The 23,961-nt window shown below is 51.8% G+C and carries 19 protein-coding genes and 5 tRNA genes; 20 read left to right on the top strand and 4 right to left on the bottom strand.

Features of this window, described 5'->3' with window-relative positions; genetic code table 11:
* The first annotated feature begins 101 nt into the window (after positions 1-101).
* The 12 genes from rho to EL111_RS10495 all read left to right on the top strand — a co-directional run bounded on the left by rho (position 102) and on the right by EL111_RS10495 (position 11,656).
* Complete coding sequence (gene rho, locus EL111_RS03710; RefSeq protein ID WP_123795975.1) at positions 102-1,361, top strand: transcription termination factor Rho; 1,260 nt, start codon at positions 102-104, stop codon at positions 1,359-1,361.
* An 876-nt stretch (positions 1,362-2,237) separates the two neighbouring features.
* Positions 2,238-3,584, top strand: a complete 1,347-nt coding sequence (locus EL111_RS03705) for a deoxyguanosinetriphosphate triphosphohydrolase (protein ID WP_123795991.1) — start codon at positions 2,238-2,240, stop codon at positions 3,582-3,584.
* Between the two features lie 139 nt (positions 3,585-3,723).
* Positions 3,724-3,800: transfer RNA gene (locus EL111_RS03700), tRNA-Arg, on the top strand.
* Between the two features lie 17 nt (positions 3,801-3,817).
* Positions 3,818-3,892, top strand: a tRNA-Glu gene (locus EL111_RS03695).
* A gap of 372 nt (positions 3,893-4,264) precedes the next feature.
* Positions 4,265-5,560, top strand: a complete 1,296-nt coding sequence (gene serS, locus EL111_RS03690) for a serine--tRNA ligase (RefSeq protein WP_123795974.1) — start codon at positions 4,265-4,267, stop codon at positions 5,558-5,560.
* A 98-nt stretch (positions 5,561-5,658) separates the two neighbouring features.
* Positions 5,659-5,868 (top strand): tautomerase family protein, encoded by a 210-nt coding sequence (locus EL111_RS03685; RefSeq protein ID WP_123795973.1) that lies wholly within the window; start codon positions 5,659-5,661, stop codon positions 5,866-5,868.
* 336 nt (positions 5,869-6,204) lie between these two features.
* Positions 6,205-9,696 (top strand): chromosome segregation protein SMC, encoded by a 3,492-nt coding sequence (gene smc, locus EL111_RS03675; protein WP_123795972.1) that lies wholly within the window; start codon positions 6,205-6,207, stop codon positions 9,694-9,696.
* A 149-nt stretch (positions 9,697-9,845) separates the two neighbouring features.
* On the top strand, positions 9,846-10,625 hold the full coding sequence (gene yaaA / locus EL111_RS03670; RefSeq protein ID WP_123795971.1) for a peroxide stress protein YaaA: 780 nt from the start codon (positions 9,846-9,848) through the stop codon (positions 10,623-10,625).
* 80 nt (positions 10,626-10,705) lie between these two features.
* Positions 10,706-10,796, top strand: a tRNA-Ser gene (locus tag EL111_RS03665).
* A 38-nt stretch (positions 10,797-10,834) separates the two neighbouring features.
* Positions 10,835-10,925: transfer RNA gene (locus tag EL111_RS03660), tRNA-Ser, on the top strand.
* 260 nt (positions 10,926-11,185) lie between these two features.
* The gene (locus tag EL111_RS03655; RefSeq protein ID WP_126325833.1) at positions 11,186-11,452 is read left to right on the top strand and encodes a hypothetical protein; all 267 of its coding nucleotides are present in this window, start codon (positions 11,186-11,188) and stop codon (positions 11,450-11,452) included.
* A 33-nt stretch (positions 11,453-11,485) separates the two neighbouring features.
* On the top strand, positions 11,486-11,656 hold the full coding sequence (locus EL111_RS10495; protein ID WP_162842993.1) for a hypothetical protein: 171 nt from the start codon (positions 11,486-11,488) through the stop codon (positions 11,654-11,656).
* 260 nt (positions 11,657-11,916) lie between these two features.
* On the opposite strand, the gene folP is transcribed toward EL111_RS10495, so the two are convergent.
* The gene (gene folP, locus EL111_RS03650; protein ID WP_123795969.1) at positions 11,917-12,774 is read right to left on the bottom strand and encodes a dihydropteroate synthase; all 858 of its coding nucleotides are present in this window, start codon (positions 12,772-12,774) and stop codon (positions 11,917-11,919) included.
* Between the two features lie 205 nt (positions 12,775-12,979).
* Between folP and EL111_RS03645 the strand changes: the two genes are divergently transcribed.
* Positions 12,980-13,363, top strand: a complete 384-nt coding sequence (locus EL111_RS03645) for a DUF2628 domain-containing protein (RefSeq protein ID WP_123795968.1) — start codon at positions 12,980-12,982, stop codon at positions 13,361-13,363.
* Between the two features lie 104 nt (positions 13,364-13,467).
* Complete coding sequence (locus EL111_RS03640; RefSeq protein WP_123795967.1) at positions 13,468-14,661, top strand: amino acid aminotransferase; 1,194 nt, start codon at positions 13,468-13,470, stop codon at positions 14,659-14,661.
* Positions 14,662-14,724: 63 nt separating this feature from the next.
* Here the strand turns inward: EL111_RS03640 and EL111_RS03635 are convergent.
* Positions 14,725-14,800: transfer RNA gene (locus tag EL111_RS03635), tRNA-Arg, on the bottom strand.
* A 285-nt stretch (positions 14,801-15,085) separates the two neighbouring features.
* On the opposite strand from EL111_RS03635, the gene EL111_RS03630 reads away from it, so the two are divergent.
* From EL111_RS03630 to EL111_RS03615, 4 genes are all read left to right on the top strand, one after another.
* Positions 15,086-15,922, top strand: a complete 837-nt coding sequence (locus EL111_RS03630) for a c-type cytochrome (RefSeq protein ID WP_123795966.1) — start codon at positions 15,086-15,088, stop codon at positions 15,920-15,922.
* 231 nt (positions 15,923-16,153) lie between these two features.
* Positions 16,154-17,332 carry an ATP-grasp domain-containing protein gene (locus tag EL111_RS03625; RefSeq protein WP_123795965.1) on the top strand — a complete coding sequence of 393 codons (1,179 nt, stop codon included), beginning with the start codon at positions 16,154-16,156 and terminating at the stop codon, positions 17,330-17,332.
* Positions 17,333-17,344: 12 nt separating this feature from the next.
* Positions 17,345-18,097, top strand: coding sequence for an esterase family protein (locus EL111_RS03620; protein WP_123795964.1), 753 nt, complete (start codon positions 17,345-17,347; stop codon positions 18,095-18,097).
* 398 nt (positions 18,098-18,495) lie between these two features.
* The gene (locus EL111_RS03615) at positions 18,496-19,044 is read left to right on the top strand and encodes a gamma carbonic anhydrase family protein (protein ID WP_123795963.1); all 549 of its coding nucleotides are present in this window, start codon (positions 18,496-18,498) and stop codon (positions 19,042-19,044) included.
* A gap of 689 nt (positions 19,045-19,733) precedes the next feature.
* Here EL111_RS03615 and EL111_RS03610 read toward each other — a convergent pair.
* Both EL111_RS03610 and rpsU read right to left on the bottom strand, forming a co-directional pair.
* Positions 19,734-20,177, bottom strand: coding sequence for a GatB/YqeY domain-containing protein (locus tag EL111_RS03610; protein ID WP_123795962.1), 444 nt, complete (start codon positions 20,175-20,177; stop codon positions 19,734-19,736).
* Positions 20,178-20,260: 83 nt separating this feature from the next.
* Complete coding sequence (gene rpsU, locus EL111_RS03605; RefSeq protein WP_003680926.1) at positions 20,261-20,473, bottom strand: 30S ribosomal protein S21; 213 nt, start codon at positions 20,471-20,473, stop codon at positions 20,261-20,263.
* Positions 20,474-20,984: 511 nt separating this feature from the next.
* On the opposite strand from rpsU, the gene EL111_RS03600 reads away from it, so the two are divergent.
* Positions 20,985-22,304 carry a DUF445 domain-containing protein gene (locus tag EL111_RS03600; RefSeq protein WP_123795961.1) on the top strand — a complete coding sequence of 440 codons (1,320 nt, stop codon included), beginning with the start codon at positions 20,985-20,987 and terminating at the stop codon, positions 22,302-22,304.
* 373 nt (positions 22,305-22,677) lie between these two features.
* Positions 22,678-23,901, top strand: coding sequence for a sugar MFS transporter (locus tag EL111_RS03595; RefSeq protein WP_123795960.1), 1,224 nt, complete (start codon positions 22,678-22,680; stop codon positions 23,899-23,901).
* Positions 23,902-23,961 lie beyond the last annotated feature (60 nt).

The raw sequence follows: 23,961 nt of genomic DNA, 5'->3' as shown, positions 1-23,961 counted from the left end.
AATTACCGCTTCCAAAGATAGCTTCTCCGCCGTTTCCGGCTTTTATCCCTGTCTTTTTCAGACGGCCTTTGTCGCCGTTTCCCCAATATTTCCAATAAATTATGCACGTTTCCGAATTACAGACCCAACACATTTCCAAATTGCTGGAGATGGCGGAAGAACACGGCATTGAAAATGCCAACCGTCTCCGCAAACAAGACCTCGTTTTTGCCATTGTGCGCCAGATGATGAAGCAGGGGGAGGGTTTCACCTGCTCCGGCACGCTGGAAATCCTGCCCGACGGTTTCGGCTTTTTGCGCAGTGCCGATACGTCCTATTTGGCCGGCCCGGACGATATTTATGTGTCGCCCAGCCAAATCCGCCGTTTCAACCTGCATACGGGCGACACCATCGAAGGCAGCGTACGCGTACCGAAAGATAACGAACGCTATTTCGCTCTGGTGCGTTTGGACAGCATCAACGGCGACAATCCGGAAGTTTGCAAGCATAAAATCCTTTTTGAAAACCTCACGCCGCTTTTCCCTACCAAGCAACTCAAACTCGAGCGTGATATTAAGGCCGAGGAAAACATTACCGGCCGCGCCATCGACTTGGTTTCTCCCATCGGCAAGGGGCAGCGCGCTCTGTTGGTTGCGCCGCCGAAAACCGGTAAAACCGTCATGCTGCAAAACATTGCCCATGCGATTACCGGCAACTATCCCGAAGTCGAACTGATTGTTTTGCTGATTGACGAACGCCCGGAAGAAGTGACCGAGATGAGCCGCTCCGTGCGCGGCGAAGTCGTGTCTTCCACCTTCGACGAACCGGCAACGCGGCATGTCCAAGTGGCGGAAATGGTGTTGGAAAAAGCCAAGCGCATGGTGGAACACAAAAAAGACGTGGTGATTCTGCTCGATTCGATTACCCGCTTGGCACGCGCCTATAATACGGTCGTACCGACTTCGGGCAAAATCCTCACCGGCGGTGTCGATGCCAACGCGCTCCACCGCCCCAAACGCTTCTTCGGTGCCGCACGCAATGTAGAGGAAGGCGGCTCGCTGACCATTATCGCCACTGCTTTGGTGGAAACCGGCAGCCGTATGGACGATGTGATTTACGAGGAATTTAAAGGTACGGGCAATATGGAATTGCACCTCGACCGCCGCATGGCGGAAAAACGCCTGTTCCCCGCCATAAGTATCAACAAATCCGGTACGCGCCGGGAAGAGCTGCTGGTACCGAACGACCAGCTCCAGCGTATGTGGCTGTTGCGTAAATTCCTGCATCCGATGGACGAAATCGAAGCAACGGAATTTTTGGTCGGCAAGCTTAAAGATTCGAAAAACAACGATGAGTTTTTCGAGCAGATGCGCGGCAAATAATCAATATTCAAATAATTGACATCAATAAGGCCGTCTGCAAATCTATCCGTAGATTTGCAGACGGCCTTTGAATTGTTTGTACCGCAAAACAGGCTGCCCGAAACCTTTGCAACATTCATGACAAGGGCTTGTAAGGGCGGGTTTTACCCCCACCACTTGCTTGAGCTTTTTGAAGTGGTAACTTTCAAGATATTCAATTTTCGGGCGTGTGTAAAACCCGCCCCTACAATCAGTTTTGCTTCTCTTCCTGTTTTTGCAAAGACCTCAACCCACATTACCCAACCCGAAACCGAACATTTTTCTTGCAAAACTGTTGGGCAGTTTGCATGGCGGCTGTTTCCATTTGCCAAATACTTGGAGGCAAGGCGCTCGTTGAGCCACTCGATACACACCGTGCGGATTGAGCCGCAGCGACCACGGCGGAAGCCTTGATCACTATTGCTGACTCGGCGGACATAATGTATTCTTAATGGAAATATTCTTAACTAGGTACTCGGTATGGCTCTGATTATTGTACTCTTATTGGCTGTTGGAGCTTTTTGGTTAAGTGCTTATATTCTGGGCGGCATCGTTGGATTGTTTTACAGTCTCTACATCATTATTACAGGCAAATAAATCAAACCCCTCTCGAACAACCCGCCTTAACCCGGCGGGTTGCTTCTTTCTGCCGGTCTTCGACCTCGCCCGTCGGCAGGCGTACCCGATATTTCCGCTCTACTTCTTTTTCTTTGCCGATACCCTTCCCGCTTTGCAGTTGCCATACTCAATCATCGTCATAAACAAACCGCCCGATGATTTGCTTTTCTGCGCCGTTACCGCTAATCTTGCAGACGGCATTTCTGTACAAAAAGGAAAACCATGTCCGCCCCCGAACGCATGAATTGGAAAAACCTGCTTTCCACTACCCGCTTCCGTGTTAAAGACGGCGAAATCACGCCAACCGTTACCCCTTCTTCGCAAGAAGGTGCAGACGCATTGCGTACCGATTTCCACATCGACTACGACCGTGTCGTTTTCTCCGGCGCGTTCAGGCGGCTGGGGCGCAAAACACAGGTACACCCGCTGGCCGAACACGATTTGACCCACAACCGCCTGACCCACAGCGTAGAAGTGGCCAGCGTCGGCCGCAGCTTGGGCAACCGTGTCGGCGTGATGTTGCAGGCAGGCGGCTTCCTGCCTCAGGGCAATACCCCGAGCGACATCGGCGCGGTGGTTCAAGTGGCGTGTCTGGCGCATGATTTGGGCAATCCTCCGTTCGGACATACTGGAGAAGATGCACTGCGCGACTGGTTCCGCCGCCCCGAACACAGCCGCTATTTGCAAGGACTGAGCGAAGCCGAACGCAGCGATGTACAAACCTACGAAGGCAACGCCCACAGCTTGCGGATTCTGGCCAGCTTGGAAATGTACCGCAACAAAGGCGGTATGCGGCTCACCGCTGCAACCATCGGAACGCTGCTGAAATATCCGTGGACCACCCTGCACCCGAACGGCAGGAAAAAATTCAATATTTACCAAACCGAATTGCCCTTTATCAAACGGGTGGCAGACGAATTGGGCTTGATTGAATCAGGTAATGCCCATTGGAGCCGCCACCCGCTTTCCTACCTGATGGAAGCGGCAGACGACATCTGCTATGCGCTGTTGGATTTGGAAGATGCCGTAGAATTGGACTTGCTCAGCGATACCGAAGTCGAAAGCATACTGTCCGAACTGACCTTTACAGAAAGCACATGGCACGCGCAATCCAGCCGCCAGCGTTGCGCCATGTTGCGCGGCATTGCCATCGGCAGAGCCATCGAAGATGTGGCACAAACCTTTATGATGCACCAGCAAGACCTGCTGAACGGGCAGTTTCAAGGCAAAGACTTGCTGGCTCTGTGCAGCCCCGAAGTGCAAAACACATTGGAAAAAGCCAAGGAGCTGGCGCGTACGCGGATTTTCCGCCACCACACCAAACTGATTACCGAAATCGCCACCTTCCCCTGCTTGGGCATGCTGCTGGATTTGCTTGTCCCCGCCGCCCATGCGATGCTGGTCGATAAAAAAACCGACCTCCGGCAAACTTTAGCTTTGGAGCTGCTGAAAAACGACGATCCGATTGTCGAAACCGATACCCCGTATCAGGCCTATATGAAAATCTTGGATTTTGTCGGCGGCATGACCGACAACAAAGCCGCAAAAATGGCACAAGATTTATCGGGCTTGGGAATGCTGCGTTAAACCTTAAAATTTATTTTTAATGGTTTCATATGTTTATAAAATAATTCCCATATTTTCCAACAAAACACTAGACAGGCCGCCTGCATTTCTATATTATTCGGTTTCTTGATTCACAGCGCAAACGCGAAGTGATGAGGATGCACCCGTAGCTCAGTTGGATAGAGTATCTGGCTACGAACCAGAGGGTCGGGCGTTCGAATCGCTCCGGGTGCGCCAATAAAAATCAAGTTTCCGCGCCCATCGTCTAGCGGTTAGGACATCGCCCTTTCACGGCGGTAACCGGGGTTCGATTCCCCGTGGGCGTGCCAGTTTTAGAAAAAGGCTTCTGTTTCGGCAGAAGCCTTTTTTGCATTGATTGCTTGGGTAATGAAAATGATGAAATGCGCCCTTCACATGATTGCCTGACAATGCCGTTCCGTTTGCCTGATACCACACAGCCGCAGAAAACGGTATAGGAAATACGCGTGCAGACTTACTGTTTCCGGTTTACTCCCCAATCTTCAAACAATGAACAACACGCAGCAACGACCTATCCAACCAACAAAATAACCATATCCGTATTACCCGCCCGCTCAAGGCCGTCTGCAAAATTCCCTTTTTCAGACGGCCTTTGCCATGAAATTCCCTGCAAATTGGTTTACAATAACGCCATTCAAACTATTGATTGCGAAAGACTCAAAATGTTAGACATCCAACAGCTCCGCAGCCATACCGCCGAAGTTGCCGAACGCTTGGCGCAACGCGGTTACGATTTTGATACCGCCCGTTTTAACGCTCTGGAAGAACAACGCAAAGCCGTTCAGGTCAAAACCGAAGAACTGCAAGCCGCGCGCAACAGCATTTCCAAGCAAATCGGCGCGCTAAAAGGCCAAGGCAAACACGACGAAGCGCAGGAAGCAATGAATCAGGTCGCGCAAATCAAAGCAGATCTGGAGCAGGCCGCCGCCGATTTGGATGCCGTGCAAAAAGAGCTGGACGCTTGGCTGCTGACCATTCCCAACCTGCCGCACGAGAGCGTGCCGCAAGGTAAAGATGAAACCGAAAACGTAGAAGTCCGCAAAGTCGGCACACCGCGCGAATTTGATTTTGAAATCAAAGACCACGTTGATTTGGGCGAGCCGCTGGGCTTGGATTTTGAAGGCGGTGCGAAACTCTCCGGCGCACGTTTTACCGTGATGAAAGGCCAAATCGCCCGCCTGCACCGCGCATTGGCGCAATTTATGCTCGATACGCATACGCTGAAACACGGTTATACCGAACACTACACCCCCTACATCGTAGATGATTTAACCTTACAGGGAACGGGGCAGCTGCCGAAGTTTGCCGAAGATTTGTTCCATGTAACCCGTGGCGGCGACGAGAGCAAGAAAACCCAATACCTGATTCCGACGGCGGAAGTTACACTGACCAACACCGTAGCCGACAGCATCGTTGCCGAAGCCGATTTGCCGCTGAAAATGACCGCCCATTCGCCGTGTTTCCGCTCCGAAGCGGGGGCATACGGCAAAGACGTGCGCGGCCTGATCCGCCAGCACCAGTTTGACAAAGTGGAAATGGTGCAGATTGCCCATCCCGAAAAGTCTTATGAAGCTTTGGAAGAAATGGTCGGCCATGCCGAGAATATCTTGAAAGCCTTGGAGCTGCCTTATCGCGTGATTACCCTGTGTACGGGCGACATGGGCTTTGGCGCAACCAAAACTTACGATTTGGAAGTGTGGGTACCCGCGCAAAACACTTACCGCGAGATTTCCAGCTGCTCCAACTGCGAAGACTTCCAAGCACGCCGCATGAAAGCACGTTTCAAAGACGAAAACGGCAAAAACCGTTTGGTGCACACGCTCAACGGCTCCGGCTTGGCAGTCGGCCGTACTTTGGTGGCGGTCTTGGAAAACCACCAAAATGCAGACGGCAGCATCAATATTCCGGCCGCGCTGCAGCCTTATATGGGCGGTGCAACGAAATTAGAAATCCAATAACGCCCCATCTGCCCTAAAACCGTCTGCAAAATCAATATTCTCCGGTATGGTTTTGCAGACGGCCTCAACCACCATACGGATACTCCAAAGGAGCATTCATGCCCTACGTCAACATCAAAGTAACCGGCGACAGTGAAGCACCGACTGCCGAACAAAAAGCCGAACTGATTCACGGCGTTACCGACTTGCTGTCAAAAGTCTTAAACAAAAACCCCGAAACCACCGTAGTCGTTATCGACGAAGTCCCAATGGACAACTGGGGGCTGGGCGGCGAAAGCATAACCGTCCGCCGCAAAGCAAACCGATAATCCCAAAGCCGTCTGCAAAATAGAAAAATCCGTTTTGCAGACGGCCTTTTACTCTTTGCCCACCCCGTATCCCACTGCAAACCGATATATAGTCATTTAAAATAAAAATGATACAGCGTTGCTTTGCCTTGCCGTACTATGTGTACTGTCTGCGGCTTCGCTGCCTCGTCTCATTCTTATTTTATTCGACTATATCTTTCTCATTCAACACTGCCGCACGGATAGCTTCTGCCGTTTGTAGTTATCCCAATCCGGATGACACTCCCCACAAAATCACTGCAAACCGCATAAATTCCGTTAAAATACACATCTTTTGTCCAGCACCGTTTTCACACCATGCGCCTCACCCACATCAAACTTTCCGGCTTCAAATCCTTTACCGACCCCACCACCATTCACGTTCCAGGTCAATTGGTAGCCGTTATCGGCCCCAACGGTTGCGGCAAATCCAACGTCATCGATGCCGTACGCTGGGTATTGGGTGAAGCCTCTGCCAAACAATTACGCGGCGAAAGTATGCAAGACGTGATTTTCAACGGAGCCGCCACCCGCCGTCCCGCACCGCGCGCATCGGTAGAATTAGTATTCGACAACAGCGACCACACCCTGCAGGGCGCATGGGGACAATACGCCGAAGTCAGCATCAAACGCCAACTTACCCGACAAGGCGAATCCACTTATTTCATCAACAACCAAGTCGTCCGCCGCCGCGACATCACCGATTTATTTTTAGGAACAGGCGTCGGCGCACGCGGCTACGCCGTCATCGAACAAGGCATGATTTCGCGCATTATCGAAGCACGCCCCGAAGAACTGCGCGCCTATATCGAAGAAGCGGCCGGCGTATCGAAATACAAAGAACGCCGCAAAGAAACCGAAAGCCGTCTGAAAGACACACGCGAACATTTGCAGCGTTTGAGCGATTTGCAAAGCGAACTGGCGCGCCAAGTCGAAAAACTGGAAAAACAGGCAGAAACCGCCGAACGCTACAAAACCCTGACCGCACAGCTCAACCAACAGCAGGACTTGGCAGACTACGTCCAATGGCAGCAGTCTCTCGCATCGGCAGACAAAGCCACGGCGCAACACCAATCCCTGCAGGCACAGCAAGACGAAACCGCCGCACAAATACAGGAGCTGGCAGAAGCCGTCCACACCCTGCAGGCAACCGAGCAGCAGCAACAGCAAAGCGTACACGACCTAGGCAACCGCCGCGGCGTATTGCGCGAACAGATTGCCCGTTTGGAAGAACAAATGCGCCACCGCCGCAACCTGAGCCAACGCATCGAACGCGACCGCCAAACCGCGCAGGCGCAACTTCAGCGCATTCATCAAGAGCAGCAGCAAATTTGCGGTCAAATCGAAGAAACCGACCTGCAAATAGAAGAAAAACAAACCGAACTGGCCGAGCTGGCCATGCAGGTTGCCGAACACGAAGAACGTCTGCCCGAATTGGAAGCCGCACAAAACACCGCCGCCTCCGCTTTTCAAAGCCAGCAGGACGAAACCGCCCGCATCAAACGCGAATTGGCATTAAAACAGCAACAACTTTCCCACATCCGCCACAGTCTGCAGCAGCAACAGGCACGCCAAGGCCGTCTACAAGAAGAAAACCAAGCACTGAACCTGCCCGACGAAGCCGAAACTACCGCAGCGCAAGAGCAGGCGGAAATCCTGCAAAACCAACAAGAACATTACGAAGAACAAATCCTTACCGCCGAAGCACAGCTCGAACAAAGCCGTCTGAATATACAGACGGCCTCCGAGCAATACCAAACCCTGCAACAGCAACACATCACCCTTACCGCGCAGCAGCAGGCCTTAAGCCGGATTTTATCCGACAACCGCCCGTCGGAAGACTTCTGGCAGGCAACCGGCAATACCGATGCGCCACAATTATGGCAACACATTACCGCACCCGCCCCGTGGCAGCACGCCCTGAGCGTCGTCCTTGCCGAACGCCTGCATACCCGTGCCGTATCCGCAGACTTTTCCCTACCCGACCCCATGCCGAAAAGTCATGCCGTCTGGCTGAAAAACACCCTTAGCGGAGGCCTGAAAAAATCCCTGCCCGCGCAAGCCCTGCTTAACCAAATCCAAGCAGAGCCGCCTTTTCAAACAGCCTTACACCATTGGCTGGACGGCGTATTGTGCGCCCCCGACCTGTCTTACGCACTGGCGCACCAATCCGACTTAAGCGGCAACCAAATCTGGCTGACCCCCGAAGGCCACCAAGTCGATAAAGTCAGCGTTTCACTCTATGCCGAATCCGCGCAGGAAAACCTGATTGCACAAAAAGCCCGTTTGGACAGCCTTACCGCCGAACTGGCCGCCCTCGAGCCACGATTTGCCGCCGCCGGACACACCCGCGATCAAACCCGCGCAGCCCTTGAAACCGCCGAGGCACACTACAAAAACCTGCAACAGCAGCAAAAACAACATGCCGAACAATGCCGGCAGGCACAACAACGCGCCGCCGAATTGCTGCTGCGTACCAACCAAGGGCAAATCCGCCGCGAACACATCACGCAAGAGCTGGCACAACTGGCCGAAGAAATACAGCTTCTCAACCATTCTGCAGACGGCATCGGAGACGACATCGCCACTCTTACCGAAGCCGCAGCAGAGTTGGAACAGCAGCAACACACCCTCTCTGCCGACCGCCAAGCGCAGCAAAACCGTCTGAAGCAGGCGCAACTCGCCCTGCTTGAAACCAACCGCCGATACGGTTTGGCAGAAGTAGCCGTTCACAAACTCCAGCAGCAAAAACAAAACCTCCGGCAGCAAATCAGCCGTCTCGAAGAGCAAGCAGCAGATTTGCAGGAACGCCAGCAGGAGTTGGCCCTTGCATACGAAACCGAAATGCAAGACGACGAACAGCACATCAAATTGGAAGAATTGGGCGAAGCCGTACACAATCTGGACGAACAATATCTTGCCTTGCAGGAACAGTTGAACCAAACCCAAGCGCAAGGGCGGGAGCGCTATGCCGCCCAGCAGACCCTGCAAGCCAAGCTGCCGCAGCTCCAAGCCGCCACCCAAACCGCCCTGCTCCAGCAGCAGGAAGCCTTGATTAACGCCAAACGTTTCCACCAAAACCTGATGGAGCGCGAAGCCGATTTGGAAGCCTTGGAAAGCCTTGCCGCCGAAACAGGCCGTCTGCATATTCTGAACACGCAAATCGGCAGTCTTGCCGCGCAAATTCAAGCACTCGGCGCCGTCAACCTTGCTGCCCTGCAAGAATTGGAAGAAGCCCGTGAGCGCGACAGCTATTACCGCAGCCAAAGCGAAGACGTACAGGCAGCCATCGACTTACTGGAAGAAGCCATCGAGCAAATCGACGGCAAAACCAAAGCACGCTTCAAAGAAACCTTCGATGCGGTCAACGGAAAAGTACAAACCTTCTTCCCGACCCTGTTCGGCGGCGGAGAAGCCACCCTGAAAATGATAGGCGACGATTTGCTGACCGCCGGCGTATCCATCATGGCGCGTCCGCCCGGTAAGAAAAACAGCACCATCCATCTTTTGAGCGGCGGGGAAAAAGCCCTGACCGCCATGAGTTTGGTCTTCGCCCTGTTCAGCCTCAACCCTGCTCCTTTCTGTCTTTTAGACGAAGTTGATGCGCCGCTCGACGATGCCAACACCCAGCGTTTCTGCAATCTGGTCAAAGAAATGAGTACGCAAACACAGTTCCTCTACATTTCCCACAACCGGCTGACCATGGAAATGGCCGAGCAGCTCATCGGCGTAACCATGCAGGAAAAAGGCGTATCGCGCATCGTATCGGTCGATATTCAGCAAGCACTGCAAATGGCAGAACCTTCATAAAATACCGCGCAGACCGTCTGCAAATTGCCCGCCGCATTTTGCAGACGGCCATATTCCCTCCCTACTTTCCGCAACCTGCCGAAAATAGTTACAATACACCCCTATCGTCCGATAACGCCCACCTTAGCAACCAGACAAAAGAGCCAACCATGTTTTTTGTTTTATCCCCCGCCAAAAACCTCAACGAAAAAGATACCGCCCCCGTCAGCGACTTTACCCAACCTGATTTGCTGGACGAAGCCTCTATTTTAATGAGCGAACTGCGCCGCCTTGCCCCCCAGCAAATTGCCGAATTGATGCATGTTTCCGATAAAATCGCCCTGCTCAATGCCGAGCGCAACGCCTCATGGCACACCCCGTTTACCCCCGAAAACGCCAAGCAGGCAGTATATATGTTCAACGGCGACGTTTACGAAGGCATAGACGCACCCTCCCTCAATCCCACCCAAATCCAATATCTGCAAAACCACGTCCGCCTGCTGTCCGGCCTGTACGGACTGCTCCGTCCGCTCGATCTGATGCAGCCCTACCGTCTCGAAATGGGCACCGCATTTGCCAACTCGCGCGGCAAAAACCTTTACGAATTTTGGGGCAACCGCATTACCGACCTGCTCAACGACACGCTTGCACAAGCAAACAGCGACACACTGATTAATCTCGCCTCCCAAGAATACTTCAAATCCGTCAACACCAAAAAACTGAAGGCGCAACTGATTACCCCCGTCTTCAAAGACGAGAAAAACGGCACTTACAAAGTCATCAGCTTCTATGCCAAACGCGCACGCGGCCTGATGGTACGCTATGCGGCCGAGCACAACATTACCCGCCCCCAAGATTTGCAAAACTTCGATTACGAAGGCTATGCCTTCAATCCCGCCGCTTCCAGTGAACACGAATGGGTTTTCATGCGTAAAGAACAATCCAAATAAAAACAAAAAGCTAAATATTTCCCGCCAAATTTAGCTTGGCAAAACAGCCAAATTTGATTACTATACCCCTTTCAAGAAACGGAAGCGTGGCAGAGCGGTTTAATGCAACGGTCTTGAAAACCGTCGAGGGTTGATAGCCCTCCGTGAGTTCGAATCTCACCGCTTCCGCCAATTCTTGAAACCTTATTTTTATGCAAACCCGCATAACCGGAAGCGTGGCAGAGCGGTTTAATGCAACGGTCTTGAAAACCGTCGAGGGTTGATAGCCCTCCGTGAGTTCGAATCTCACCGCTTCCGCCAAATATAGAAAAACAGCCGAATCATCTTCGGCTGTTTTTTTACATTCAACGGATACAGAACGGAACAAAGCAGCAAGCCGCAGACAATGCGGATAACAAAAGTCGGCGGACTGCCTTACTGATTCGGCAGCTTAATCAAGCCTTTTTTGCGAACAAGACACAACCTGCCGTATCATTCCGCGTTATAGTCATTTAAAATAAGAATGATACAGCGTTGCTTTGCCTTGCCGTACTATGTGTACTGTCTGCGGCTTCGCTGCCTTGTCTCATTCTTATTTTATTCGACTATACATGGCTACATTACATGACTATAAATCTCCATATACAGCAACCCCTGAAGCAGACAAAGACACTGTGCAGATTGATTGTTATGCAGCAGAACGTGCGGGTTGCCGTGCGCCGGCAACTGCTGAGACCGTATTGGATAAGGCGGTGCAGAAACACCGCTTGATTTTGCAAAATTATGAGCCTGAAACGGGGCTTTTCCACATTGGCTTGGAAATTGACCGGATAGGCAGCGGGGAGTAACATTTTACCCGACACAAATAAAGGATAATTCCCATGCAGTTTTTGTCATTTTTATGGTTTCTTGTTTTCTATGGGACACTCTCTTTTGTGTTTGGCGCGGCGTTTGGCTGGTGGGCTTCCGCCGCCATGTGGCTTTTTTTCTTCGGAATTGTTGCTGTACAGATTATACGCTATCATCTGGAGGAGAATCAGCAAGAACGCTAAAGATTATCAACAGGCCGTCTGACAACAGACGGCCTTTTTTCTATCCGCCTGACGGCGGTTTTTTATTGGAATTTAATAATGAATATTATAGTCGAATAAAATGAGAATGAGACAAGGCAGCGAAGCCGCAGACAGTACAGATAGTACGACAAAGCAAAGCAGTATTATTCTTATTTTAAAAGACTATAAATCTCAAGGAATGCCGTCTGAAGCTCTTCTCCGCCCCTCTTATCCCGAACAAAATATCCGAATAGCGTTTTTCAGACGGCCTCGAACACACCCAAGGCCTGCCAAACCTTCAGCGCATCTGCCGTGGCTTTGACATCGTGCACACGGATAATCTGCGCGCCGCGCGCAACCGAGGCCAACGCGGCGGCCACGCTGCCGTACACGCGTTCGGCGGCATTTTGCTCGCCCGTCAACTCGCCGATCATGCGCTTGCGCGACACACCAATAAGCAGCGGCAGCCCCGTTGCCTCCATCAATTCGGGCAAATGCCGCATCAGCGCGATATTGTGTTGCAGCGTTTTGCCGAAACCGAAACCGGGATCGAGTACAAGCCGCTCCGAAGCAATGCCCGCCGCCGCGCATACCGCCGCACGTCCGTTTAAAAAATGCGCCACTTCGCCGACCACATCCTGATAATGCGGATTATCCTGCATGGTTTCGGGCATACCCTGCATGTGCATCAGGCAGATTCCCGTATCGTTTTGCCGCGCCAGCAGTTCCACCGCACCAACATCGGTCAGTGCGGCCACGTCGTTGATAATGTCCGCACCGCCCGATTCCAAAGCCTTGGCCATCACTTCGGTACGGCGCGTATCCAAGCTGACGGGCACGCCCCATTTGGCCACTTCCGCCAGTATCGGCCGCACCCTCACCCACTCTTCTTCAGGCGATACATAAGCCGCGCCCGGCCGCGTCGATTCGCCGCCGATATCCAAAATATCCGCACCGTCTTTCAGCAACTGCTCGGCGTGCTGCAAGGCCGTCTGTATATTTTGCGAATACGTTCCGCCGTCGGAAAACGAATCGGGGGTAATGTTGACGATGCCCATAATCTGCGGACGTTCCAAGCCGATTTGAAAACGGCCGGCCTGCCAGATGCCTGAACTCATTGCATTCTCCTGCTTGCTTAACGGCCTCCATTATATAACAGGCCGTCTGTAAATTTCAGACGGCCTGATGCCACACATTCAAATAACCAAACGGCATCAATACTTGTTCGCTCCCTCAAAAGGAAGTAAACTCCGCGATATTCTGATTATTCGTTTCCCTGAAATTTCATTCATTAATTATCCGCAGAAAGAAACTATTACCTTTATGAAGCAATATAAAATCTATGAAAACGAAGCCACAAAAAAGATTGAAGCCGTTAAAATCGGCTGGTCTTGGCCCGGATTTTTCTTTGGTTTGATTTGGGCACTGGTGAAAAAATTATGGGCGGTTGCCATCGGTTTGCTGGTTTTGCAAATCATCAACCTGCTGTTGAGCGCAATGCTGGAGGCCGGCGACAACGATGTCTTAATCATCATTTCATCGATTTTCTTCCTTCTTACTTCGATTGTTATTCCCATCATCATCGGCGTACAGGGTAACTCTTGGCGTGAGAAAAAACTCATCAGCCGCGGCTTTGTCTACAAAGATGTTATCAATGCCGGAACTCCCGAGGGCGCGCTGTCTTTCTACATGATGAAAAACAAATAAACCCGATACAAAGGCCGTCTGCATATACAGACGGCCTTTTAATTGTCAACAATCTGCCTTTATGCCACAATCTTCCCATTCCACCCTATCCTTAAGGAGCAGCCATGTACCAGCACGTCGAATTTTACGCAGGCGACCCGATTTTGAGTTTGGTCGAGGTTTACAACAACGACAGCCGCGCCGAAAAAGTCAATCTCGGCATCGGCATTTATTTTGACGACGAAGGCAAAATGCCGGTTTTAAATTCCGTTCGCCAAGCCGAAAGCACGCTCGCCGCCGAGCCGCGCCCCTGCCCCTACCTGCCGATGGAAGGCTTGGCTGCCTACCGCAGCGCGGTGCAAACCCTGCTCTTCGGTGCGGAACATCCGGTACTGCAGGAAAAGCGCATCGCCACCATTCAAACCCTGGGCGGCTCCGGCGCGTTGAAAGTCGGCGCAGACTTCTTACACCGCTGGTTTCCCGCTGCCAAAGCCTATGTCAGCGACCCGACTTGGGACAACCACAAAGGCATTTTCGAAGGTGCAGGCTTTGAAGTCGGCACTTATCCGTATTACGATCCGGCCACAGTCGGCGTGAAATTTGATGAAATGACGGCATTTTTCGATACGCTTCCGGAAAACAGCGTATTGGTACTGCACCCTTGCTGCCAAAATCCGACCGGCGTGGATTTGTCGCCCGGGCAATGGGATACGGTTTTGGAAATCATCAGCAAACGCAAGCTGATTCCGTTTATGGACATTGCCTATCAAGGCTTCGGCGAAGATTTGGATCAGGACGCATACGCCATCCGCAAAGCCGCGCAAATGGGGTTGCCGCTGTTTGTCAGCAACTCTTTCTCGAAAAACCTGTCACTTTACGGCGAGCGCGTCGGCGGACTGAGCGCGGTATGCCCGAACCGTGAAGAAGCGGATATCGTGTTCGGCCAGTTCAAATTCACCGTGCGCCGCATTTATTCCAGCCCGCCCGCCCACGGCGCGTATGTGGCCGCCGAAGTGATGAACACGCCGGATCTGTTGTCCTTGTGGCACAGCGAAGTATACGCCATGCGCGACCGCATCCGCGCCATGCGCCGCCGCCTGTATGAAGTGCTGACTGAAAAAGTGCCGGGAAAAAATTTCGACTATTTCATCAAACAACGCGGTATGTTCAGCTACACCGGATTAACGGTAGGACAAGTACACCGCCTGCGCGACGAGTTCGGTATCTACCTGCTGGATTCCGGCAGAATGTGCGTAGCAGGCTTGAACCCTGCCAACATCGAATATGTGGCCAACGCTTTTGCCGAAGTTTTGAAATAATTTGAAGTAAATCAAAAAGCCGTCTGAAAATTCACTCTTTTCAGACGGCTTCTCTATAATGGCTGGCGCACCCAACAGGGATCGAACCTGTGACCTCCAGCTTCGGAAACTGACACTCTTCCAACTGAGCTATGGGTGCTGCAAGGTGTAAGATTAACGTATTTTTGGCTTTTTGGCAAAACTTATCTTACCGTTGCAGCAAATCCGCAATACGCGGCACAAGCATAAAACTTAATAGCTTAATGATTACAAGCCCTTAATATTAAAACCTTGGCACAGGTCAAGTTTTTTCATATAAATTCCGGTCCAACGATTGGAATACGCTTGCAAATTCAGTATAATCCAGCAAAATATTGTTAATTGCGTTTAACATACCCATATACCAAATCCAAGCACAACCTAACCTAACGGCGAGGCCTACCAAATGAAACAACTCAGTAACCGCAAAGCCCAAGGTTCCGCATTGTTCACACTCGTGAGCGGTGTCGTAATCTTGCTCGCAGTCGTTTTTTTCCTGATTAAACTGGCCGGCAGCAGCTCTTTCAGCGATGTTGCCGAAACCACAGAATCCGCTACCCAAACCCGTATCCAGCCTAGCGGCCAGTTGCAGTTGGGCGACGGCACACCGGTCGGCGAACGTACCGGCGAACAAATTTTCAACAAAGTCTGTATCCAATGCCACGCTGCAGACAGCATTGTTCCGAACGCACCCAGATTTGAAAACAAAGCAGACTGGGCTTCCCGCATTGCCCAAGGTTTCGATACCTTGTTTGACCATGCTTTGAACGGCTTCAACACCATGCCGGCCAAAGGCGGTGCTGCCGATTTGACCGATTTGGAACTGAAACGCGTTGTAACTTATCTGGCCAACAGCGCCGGCGGCAACTTCCCCGATCCTGATGCAGGTGCTACTCCGGCCGATACCGCTTCTTCCGATGCCGCTCCTGCAGAAGGTGAAACCGCTGCTCCTGCCGCTGCAGAAGAATCTCCGAGCGCAGCCGCTGCCGTTGACGGCAAGGCCGTATTCGATGCAAGCTGCATGGTTTGCCACGGTGCAAACTCCGCCATTCCGGGCATTCCCCGCGTAACCCATAAAGACGAATGGGCCGACCGCATCAAAAAAGGCAAAGAAACCCTGCACAAACACGCCATCGAAGGTTTCAACTCTATGCCGGCACGCGGCGGCAACATGAGCCTGAGCGATGACGAAGTCAAAGCAGCCGTGGATTACATGGTAAACCAATCCGGCGGCAAGTTCTAAATCATGCCTTCTGCCAAAGCGCACTGCCAAGCGGTGCGCTTTGGTTTATCCGATAACAGCAGGCTGCCTGCAACAAATTATTACGATTCATCATGCCGTCTGCAAATCTCAGACGGCATGGTCTCAAACAAAAACCTGCTTTTGCAGACGGCATACCGCTTCATTTAACCGCCTAATATACGGCATACAAACGGCAAATCCGCCCCAATACTTCACAACAGAGAACCCATCATGTCCGAACCACTCAACTTTGTCATGATTTCCCCCCACTTTCCCACCAATTTTGAAACCTTTGCCGTGCGCCTGCACGAAAACGGTTTCCGAACCTTAGGCATCGCCGACGCACCTTATGAATCCCTAAGCGAAAACCTGCGCCGCTCGCTTACCGAATACTACCGTGTAGACAATATGGAAGATTACGATCAAGTCTACCGCGCCGTTGCCTTTTTCGCGCACAAATACGGGCGTATCGACCGGATCGAATCGCATAATGAATATTGGCTGGAGCTGGATGCCGCGCTGCGTACCGATTTCAACGTACCCGGCTACAAAAATGCCGATATGCTTTCGATTAAAACCAAAGCGCAAATGAAAGAAGTATTCCGCAGTATCGGCTTAAAAGTCGCACAAGGCCGCGTATTCAATGGTGATGAAGACGCGCGCAAACTGGCGGCCAAGCTGAAATTTCCCGTCATCATCAAGCCCAATTCCGGTGTAGGCGCCAGCGACACCTACAAAATCCGCTCGGCATCAGAGTTGGAGGCCTTTTTCGGCTATAAAAACCCGCATACCGAATACATCATGGAAGAGTTTATCGACGGCGACATCATCACCTTCGACGGCCTTGCCGACAAAAACGGTAAAATTGTTTTCTATGCCGGTTTGGAGTATTCCGAAGCCGTTTTGGATACCGTAGAAAACGACAGGGATATGTTTTACTACGTTCCGCGCGATATTTCACCCAAACTGGTTGCATTGGGGCAAAAATGCGTGGACGCTTTCAACGTCAAAGAACGCTTCTTCCACTTTGAATTTTTCCGCGTCAAAGCCAGCGGAGAACTGCTGCCGCTGGAAATCAACTGTCGTCCGCCCGGCGGCCTGACCATCGATATGTGGAACTACGCCAATGATTTCGACATATTCGACGAATATGCCCATATCGTTAAAAACAACACCTTTACCGCTGACATTACCCACCCGTGGAACGTCGTGTACATTTCGCGTAAAGCCAATAAAAACTACGCGCACAGCATTGAAGAAATTTGCGGCAAATACGCAGCAAACATCATCAGCGTACAAAACGTACCCGGCGTATTCGCCAAAATCATGGGCGAGGAAGGCATCTTGGCGCGCACCGAAACCATCGAACAAATGCGCGAAATTGTGCGCTTTGCCCAACAAAAACATTGAAAAGGATACATCATGCACTTTGAACAACGCAGCCATTGGAGCGGAGAACTCGGTCGCGAGATGTACTTCAATGTTTACGGTCATGCCGGCAAGCCCGTGATTGTCTTCCCCTCCTCCGGCGGCAATCAAAACGAATACGGCAATTTCGGCGTAATCGATGCCTGCCGCTCGTTTATCGAACGCGGGCTGCTCAAGTTTTACACACCCGACTCCATCGACAAAGAATCGTGGCTTGCCGATTACAAATCGGGACATGATATGGCCATGGCACACAACGCCTACGACCGATACATCGTCAACGAATTGGTTCCACTGATCCGGCATGAATCACAATGGAGTGGAGCGATGATGGCAACCGGTTGCAGCATGGGCGCATTCCATACCGTCAACTTTGCCCTGCGCCACCCCGATTTGTTCGATACCGCCATCGCACTGAGCGGCGTGTACGATGCCCGTTTTTTCAGCGGCGAATTTTACGGCGACCCGGAGGTTTATACCAATTCCGCCATCGATTTTTTATGGGGGCAGCAAGATGCTTGGTTTCTGGAACACTACCGCCGCAACCACTTCATCATCGCCGTCGGTCAGGGCGCATGGGAAGAGCAACACGTAGCCGACACACGCCGCCTGCAGGAAGCCTTCGCCGGCAAAAGCATAGAAGGCTGGTTTGATTACTGGGGGCACGACATGGCGCACGATTGGCCGCTGTGGCGCAAGCAAATGCCTTATTTCTTAGGCAAACTGGAAGAGCAAAACCTGCTCTGATTACCCGAAAACCGAAATATGCCGTCTGCAAAACGGCAGCTTGCCGATTTTATGGTCGGATAGCGCAACATGAAACCAAGCAGCAATGCCGCAACTGATACGGATAAGCCGTACAAAGCGGCGAATTTGCTGCTACAACAGCTTGGCCGCGCCTTCTCTTTGAACAAGGCTCGACAACGCTGTATCATGTTGTACGCAACCACTCTGCCACCGCCGTCTGTTTTACAGACGGCTTTCTTTTGGTATAGTCGAATAAAATAAGAATGAGACAAGGCAGCGAAGCCGCAGACAGTACACATAGTACGGCAAGGCAAAGCAACGCTGTATCATTCTTATTTTAAATGACTATATATAGTCAGCAAACAGCATGAACACCGCAACACAACCGAGGAGAAACCATGTCGAACATCCGCCCTTTCCAACACCACCGTCCCAATATCCACCCAAGCGCATGGGTTGACCACAGCGCCGTCGTTATCGGCCAAGTCGAGCTTGCAGAATCCGTATCCGTTTGGCCGATGACCGTTATCCGCGGCGACATCCACCGCATTCAAATCGGCGCCCGCAGCAACGTACAAGACGGCAGCGTCTTGCACGTTACCCAAAGTCGGGAAGGACAGCCCGAAGGCTCGCCGCTAATCATAGGCGAAGACGTTACCGTCGGGCACAAAGCCGTTTTACACGGCTGCACCATCGGCAACCGCGTACTCATCGGCATGGGCAGCATCGTATTAGACGATGCGGTTATTGAAGATGATGTCGTGATTGGAGCCGGTAGCCTCGTACCGCCCCGCAAGCGGCTAGAAAGCGGCTATCTGTATATCGGTTCACCGGTCAAACAAGCCCGTCCCCTTACAGACGGCGAACTTGCCTTTCTGAAACAGTCTGCGGAAAATTACGTCAACTACGCCCAAGCCTACCGCAACGGCGAAACAGAACAGCCATAACCGTCATCACACCGCAAAACCTACCCGCCCTCTTTCGTTTTCCAACGAAACGGGCGGGCAACAAAATGCAGACGGCCTTTCCGTAAAAAACCGTTCCCAAACGGTATCGGAACGCGGCAGCCAAACATCAACACTTTGAAACCCCTAAATGTTTCAACATCTTCCCGCCTTCCAGCAGCTTCCAAACCGCCGCTTTGCCAAGCAAAATGTCTCCGTATTCACAATACCGTCATTTATAGTCGAATAAAATAAGAATGAGACAAGGCAGCGAAGCCGCAGACAGTACACATAGTACGGCAAGGCAAAGCAACGCTGTATCATTCTTATTTTAAATGACTATAAAATAAGCATTGCGGCATGTTGCTCCAAGAACAGACTTGACCAAGCTGTTGCAGCAAACCCGTCCATCCGCACTATCCGGTCATAACATTAAAAATGCCGTTTTGCAGACGGCATTTTTTGCCTGCTCGGGCAATCAGAACAGATTTTACGCTTCCGCTTGCCTGAAAAATAAAGCATTTTCCGCGATTATGCCGTCTGTATACTCCACAACACAACGCATATCCCGAAACCTGCAACCGCTTCCGCCTTACCGTTACACAAACCAAAAGCCGTCTGCATATTTCACGGCACAACGTATGCCCCGAAATATACAGACGGCTTTTACCGCCTCAACCATCAAGCGGTTTTTAGCTCAAAGCAGCTTTCAATACCTTGTTGACTTCGCCCATATCAGCTTTACCGGCCAGTCGGGTTTTCAACACACCCATTACCTTGCCCATATCCGCCATACCGGCCGCTCCGGTTTCTGCAACCGCCGCCACAACCGCCTGTTTGATTTCCTCTTCAGACATCATTTTCGGCAGATAGCGGTTGAGCACTTCGATTTCCGCATTTTCCTTGTCCGCCAAATCGTTACGCCCCGCATCGGTGTAAATTTTAGCGGAATCTTTGCGCTGCTTGACCATTTTGGTCAGAATCGCCGTAATTTTGGCATCGTCCGCCTCCGCACGCTCATCAACTTCATATTGTTTGACGGCCGCGTTAATCAGGCGGATAGTAGAAAGGGAGAGGCTGTCTTTGGCGCGCATCGCAGCCTTCATGTCATCGCTCAAGCGTTGTTTCAAAGTCATGTTTTTTCCAATCGTTCGTCAATGCAAAACACCGCAGGGCATTCTGCCTTGCGGTGTCCTGTTTAATCAAGGCAGCGCCGTGATTAGTACATTTTTGGAGGGAGCTGTTGGCTGCGCAGACGTTTTTGCAGACGTTTGGCCGCAGCAGCTTTTTTACGCTTGCGCTCGGTAGTCGGTTTTTCGTAAGCTTCGCGGGCGCGCAGCTCGGTCAGCAGACCGGTTTTTTCTACAGCGCGTTTGAAACGGCGCATGGCAACTTCAAATGGTTCATTCTCTTTTACACGGATTGCAGGCATTTTATTTCCTTCAAATAATCTTGGATTGCTGCCGTCTGATAAATTCATGTCGCTTGCAGACGGCAATAAAAAATCGGTTTTCTGTATCGCTGGGTTGCCGGTACGGCATGGCGGGATACGCGCCGTGATGTGAACACCACCTCCTAACAAGCCGGCACTCTGCCGGAAACAACAGCCCGAATAGCTCAAGCCGCAAAAATAATCGCGAGATTATCTTACAAAAATACCAACCTGTCAAGCCGTCAGGCGGATTGTACGGAGGTTACACACAATCCGTGTTGGCTGCCGTGTGGACGGCCTGTGGATAAGCTGCCCAAACCCCTATGTCTGCTCGACTTTTAAAAACCGCTCAAATTTTCAGCAGCCGTTGTGCAAATGGCATTTTCCTGCCGTCTGCATTTTGCCTTGCCGCGCCATACCATGCCATTGCGTTATATAATACTGCCCTATTCTTCCAAAAATGTATTGGGAGCATACTCCCTGATTTTTGTTTCTTTCCGCCTAAAAAACCATGCAAACTTTATCTGCCGAAGCCCGCACCCGTCAGGCACGTCTGCGTTTGAAAACCGCCAGACGGCAGGCAAACTGCCTGCTGCTGGCTGCGGTTGTATTATTTGTCGTATCTGCGCTGTTGGTACGGCAATATGCTTGGCTGGCTTATGTTAAAGCCTTTGCCGAAGCCGCGATGGTGGGCGCACTGGCAGACTGGTTTGCCGTTACCGCATTATTCAGACGGCCTTTGGGCTTACCGATTCCGCACACCGCCATTCTGCCGCGCAATCAGGTACGGATTGCCGACGAGCTGGCGCGGTTTATCGAACACAATTTCCTGCAAGGCAAAGCGATTGCCGTGCGAATCTACCAAATGAGGCCGTCTGAAAAACTGCTGCACCGCTTGGCAGAGCCGCCGTTGCGCCGTTTGTGGCTGCCGTGGCTGACCCGTCAGATTCCGTTGCTGCTGAACACCGCCAAGCCTGAGCAAACGGCACGTTTCGGCAGTATGCTGCTGTCCCGGCAATACAGCGGGGAAAAAATCGGTCGTGCGCTTGCAGACGGCCTGAAAATTTTAAAAGAACACGGTTTCCACCATATCCTGCTCCACAAGCTCATCAAACAGCTCCGCCGCCTGCTGAACCACCCCGAAACCCGCGCCATGTTGGAGCAGCACTTGCGTGAGTGGGCAGCAAAAATCGAAAGCGACGCACCCACTACTTGGGATAAATTCAAAGCTGCCATGAAAACTTCTTTGGTCGAAAAAGTGGACGATTGGGCAGCCGAAAAAGCCCTGTCTTGGGCAGACGGCTATCTGGCACACACCGCCGACGGCCGCGACAATGCCCTGCAGCGGCACTTCGACACGCAATACGATTTATTGATTGAGCGTTTGTCCACATCAAAACTCTGGCACAAACGCTTGGAAACCTTCAAACAGCAAATCGCCGAATCCCCCGCGCTGCACAACGGCTTGGCAGACTTCTGGCGCAACGTCCAAAACTGGGCGGCAGAAGATACCGCAAAACAGCATTCGCTCTGCGCCGCCCAACTGGAAAAACTGCTCGAACATATGCTTGCCCAAGCCGCCGCCCACCCGCAATTTATGCGCCGCGCCGATGTACGCTTATCGCTGCTGGTTCGCGGTTTGGTTGCCCGTTACAAAAATCAGGCCGCACAATTCGTGGCCGACAAAGTCAAAAGCTGGGACAGCGGGCAAATGGCCGAAAAGCTGGAGCTGGGCGTCGGACGGGATTTGCAGTATATCCGCATCAACGGCACGCTGGTCGGCGGTTTGGTCGGCCTGCTGATTTACTGCGTCTCGCAATTTTTAATGTAAAGCCGTCTGCAAATTCCTGCATTCCCCACCCGTACACGGCAAAGCAGATTTTTGCGCTGTATCAAAGATTTGTTTGAAAATTGCAGACGGCCTTTTCCGCCGTCGCGCCTGTTGCCGAACCATCAAAACCTTCGGCGGCATTCCGGCGTAAATAGCGATTCGGTTTGTAATTTTATAGTCGAATAAAATAAGAATGAGACAAGGCAGCGAAGCCGCAGACAGTACACATAGTACGGCAAGGCAAAGCAACGCCGTATCATTCTTATTTTAAATGACTATATATCTTGCAAAAACAGCAAATATCCGTATCATGCCAACTGTTTTGCGCTCATGTAAATTAGGCGCAGTGTATTTGTGATACGAAAGGCATATTATGTCCCCCTCTAATCCACAGCAAAACCACAGCCCCGCGCTGGTGGTGCTGACCTCTCTGTTTTTCATGATGGGTTTCATCACCTGCATGAACGACATTCTTATCCCCCATCTGAAAGCCATTTTCGACCTGACTTATGTTCAGGCCATGCTGATTCAGTTCTGTTTCTTTACCGCTTACGCCATCATGTCGATCCCCATGGGGCACCTGGTGGAAAAAATCGGCTATAAAAACGGCGTTATCGGCGGCTTTCTGCTGACCGCCATCGGCTGTATTTTGTTTTACCCCGCCGCCGGCAGCCATTCTTACGCCATTTTCTTGGGTGCACTGTTTATTCTGGCTTCCGGCGTTACCCTGCTGCAAGTGGCCGGCAACCCTTATGTTACCCTGCTTTCCAAACCCGGCAAAGAATCCGCCACCCTGACTCTGGTGCAGGCCTTCAACTCTTTGGGTACAACCATCGCACCGCAAATCGGCGCGTTTCTGATTTTGGCCGATGCTACCCAAACCGCCAGCAAAGCCGAGCAGATTTCTTCCGTCCAAATTCCTTATTTAGGCTTGGCCGGACTGCTGATTATTCTCGCCGTTGCCGTCAAGATGATTAAGCTGCCCGATGCGCGCAAAATCGCACAGGCGGAAACCGAACACAACCACGACGGCAAAACCAGCGTGTGGCAGTACAAACATCTGGTATTGGGGGCGGCGGGCATTTTCTGTTATGTCGGCGCGGAAGTGTCCATCGGCTCCCTGCTGGTCAACGTTATGGAAGAATTAAAAGGTCTCGATCATGCTTCGGGCGCGAAACTGCTGTCGTTCTATTGGGGCGGCGCAATGGTCGGACGCTTTCTCGGCTCTGCCGTGATGTCGAAAATCGCCCCCAACAAATATCTGGCATTCAATGCTACGGTTGCGGTTGCCCTGCTGCTGGTTGCGATTTTGGCCACCGATACCGATATTGCCATGTGGTCGCTGCTTGCCATCGGCTTTTTCAACTCCATCATGTTCCCGACGATTTTCTCGTTGTCTACCAAAGGTTTGGGTAAATTTACCAGCACCGCTTCCGGCGTTATCTGCACGGCGATTGTCGGCGGCGCGGTCGTACCGGTTATCCAAGGTTGGGCGGCCGATACATACGGCCTGATGGTGTCGTTTGTCGTTTCCGCCATCTGCTATGTGTACATCGTATTCTTCGCGGTACATGGCTACAAGGCAGACGAAGCCTAAATAAAACCGCCGAATATGCCGTCTGCAAAAAAGCCCCTGCCCCTCCGGCAACAGATACGG

The organism is Neisseria animalis (genome assembly GCF_900636515.1).
Lineage (GTDB): Bacteria > Pseudomonadota > Gammaproteobacteria > Burkholderiales > Neisseriaceae > Neisseria > Neisseria animalis.
Note: the sequence above shows the minus strand (reverse complement) of the source record. Positions and strands in the feature narration are given on the sequence as shown.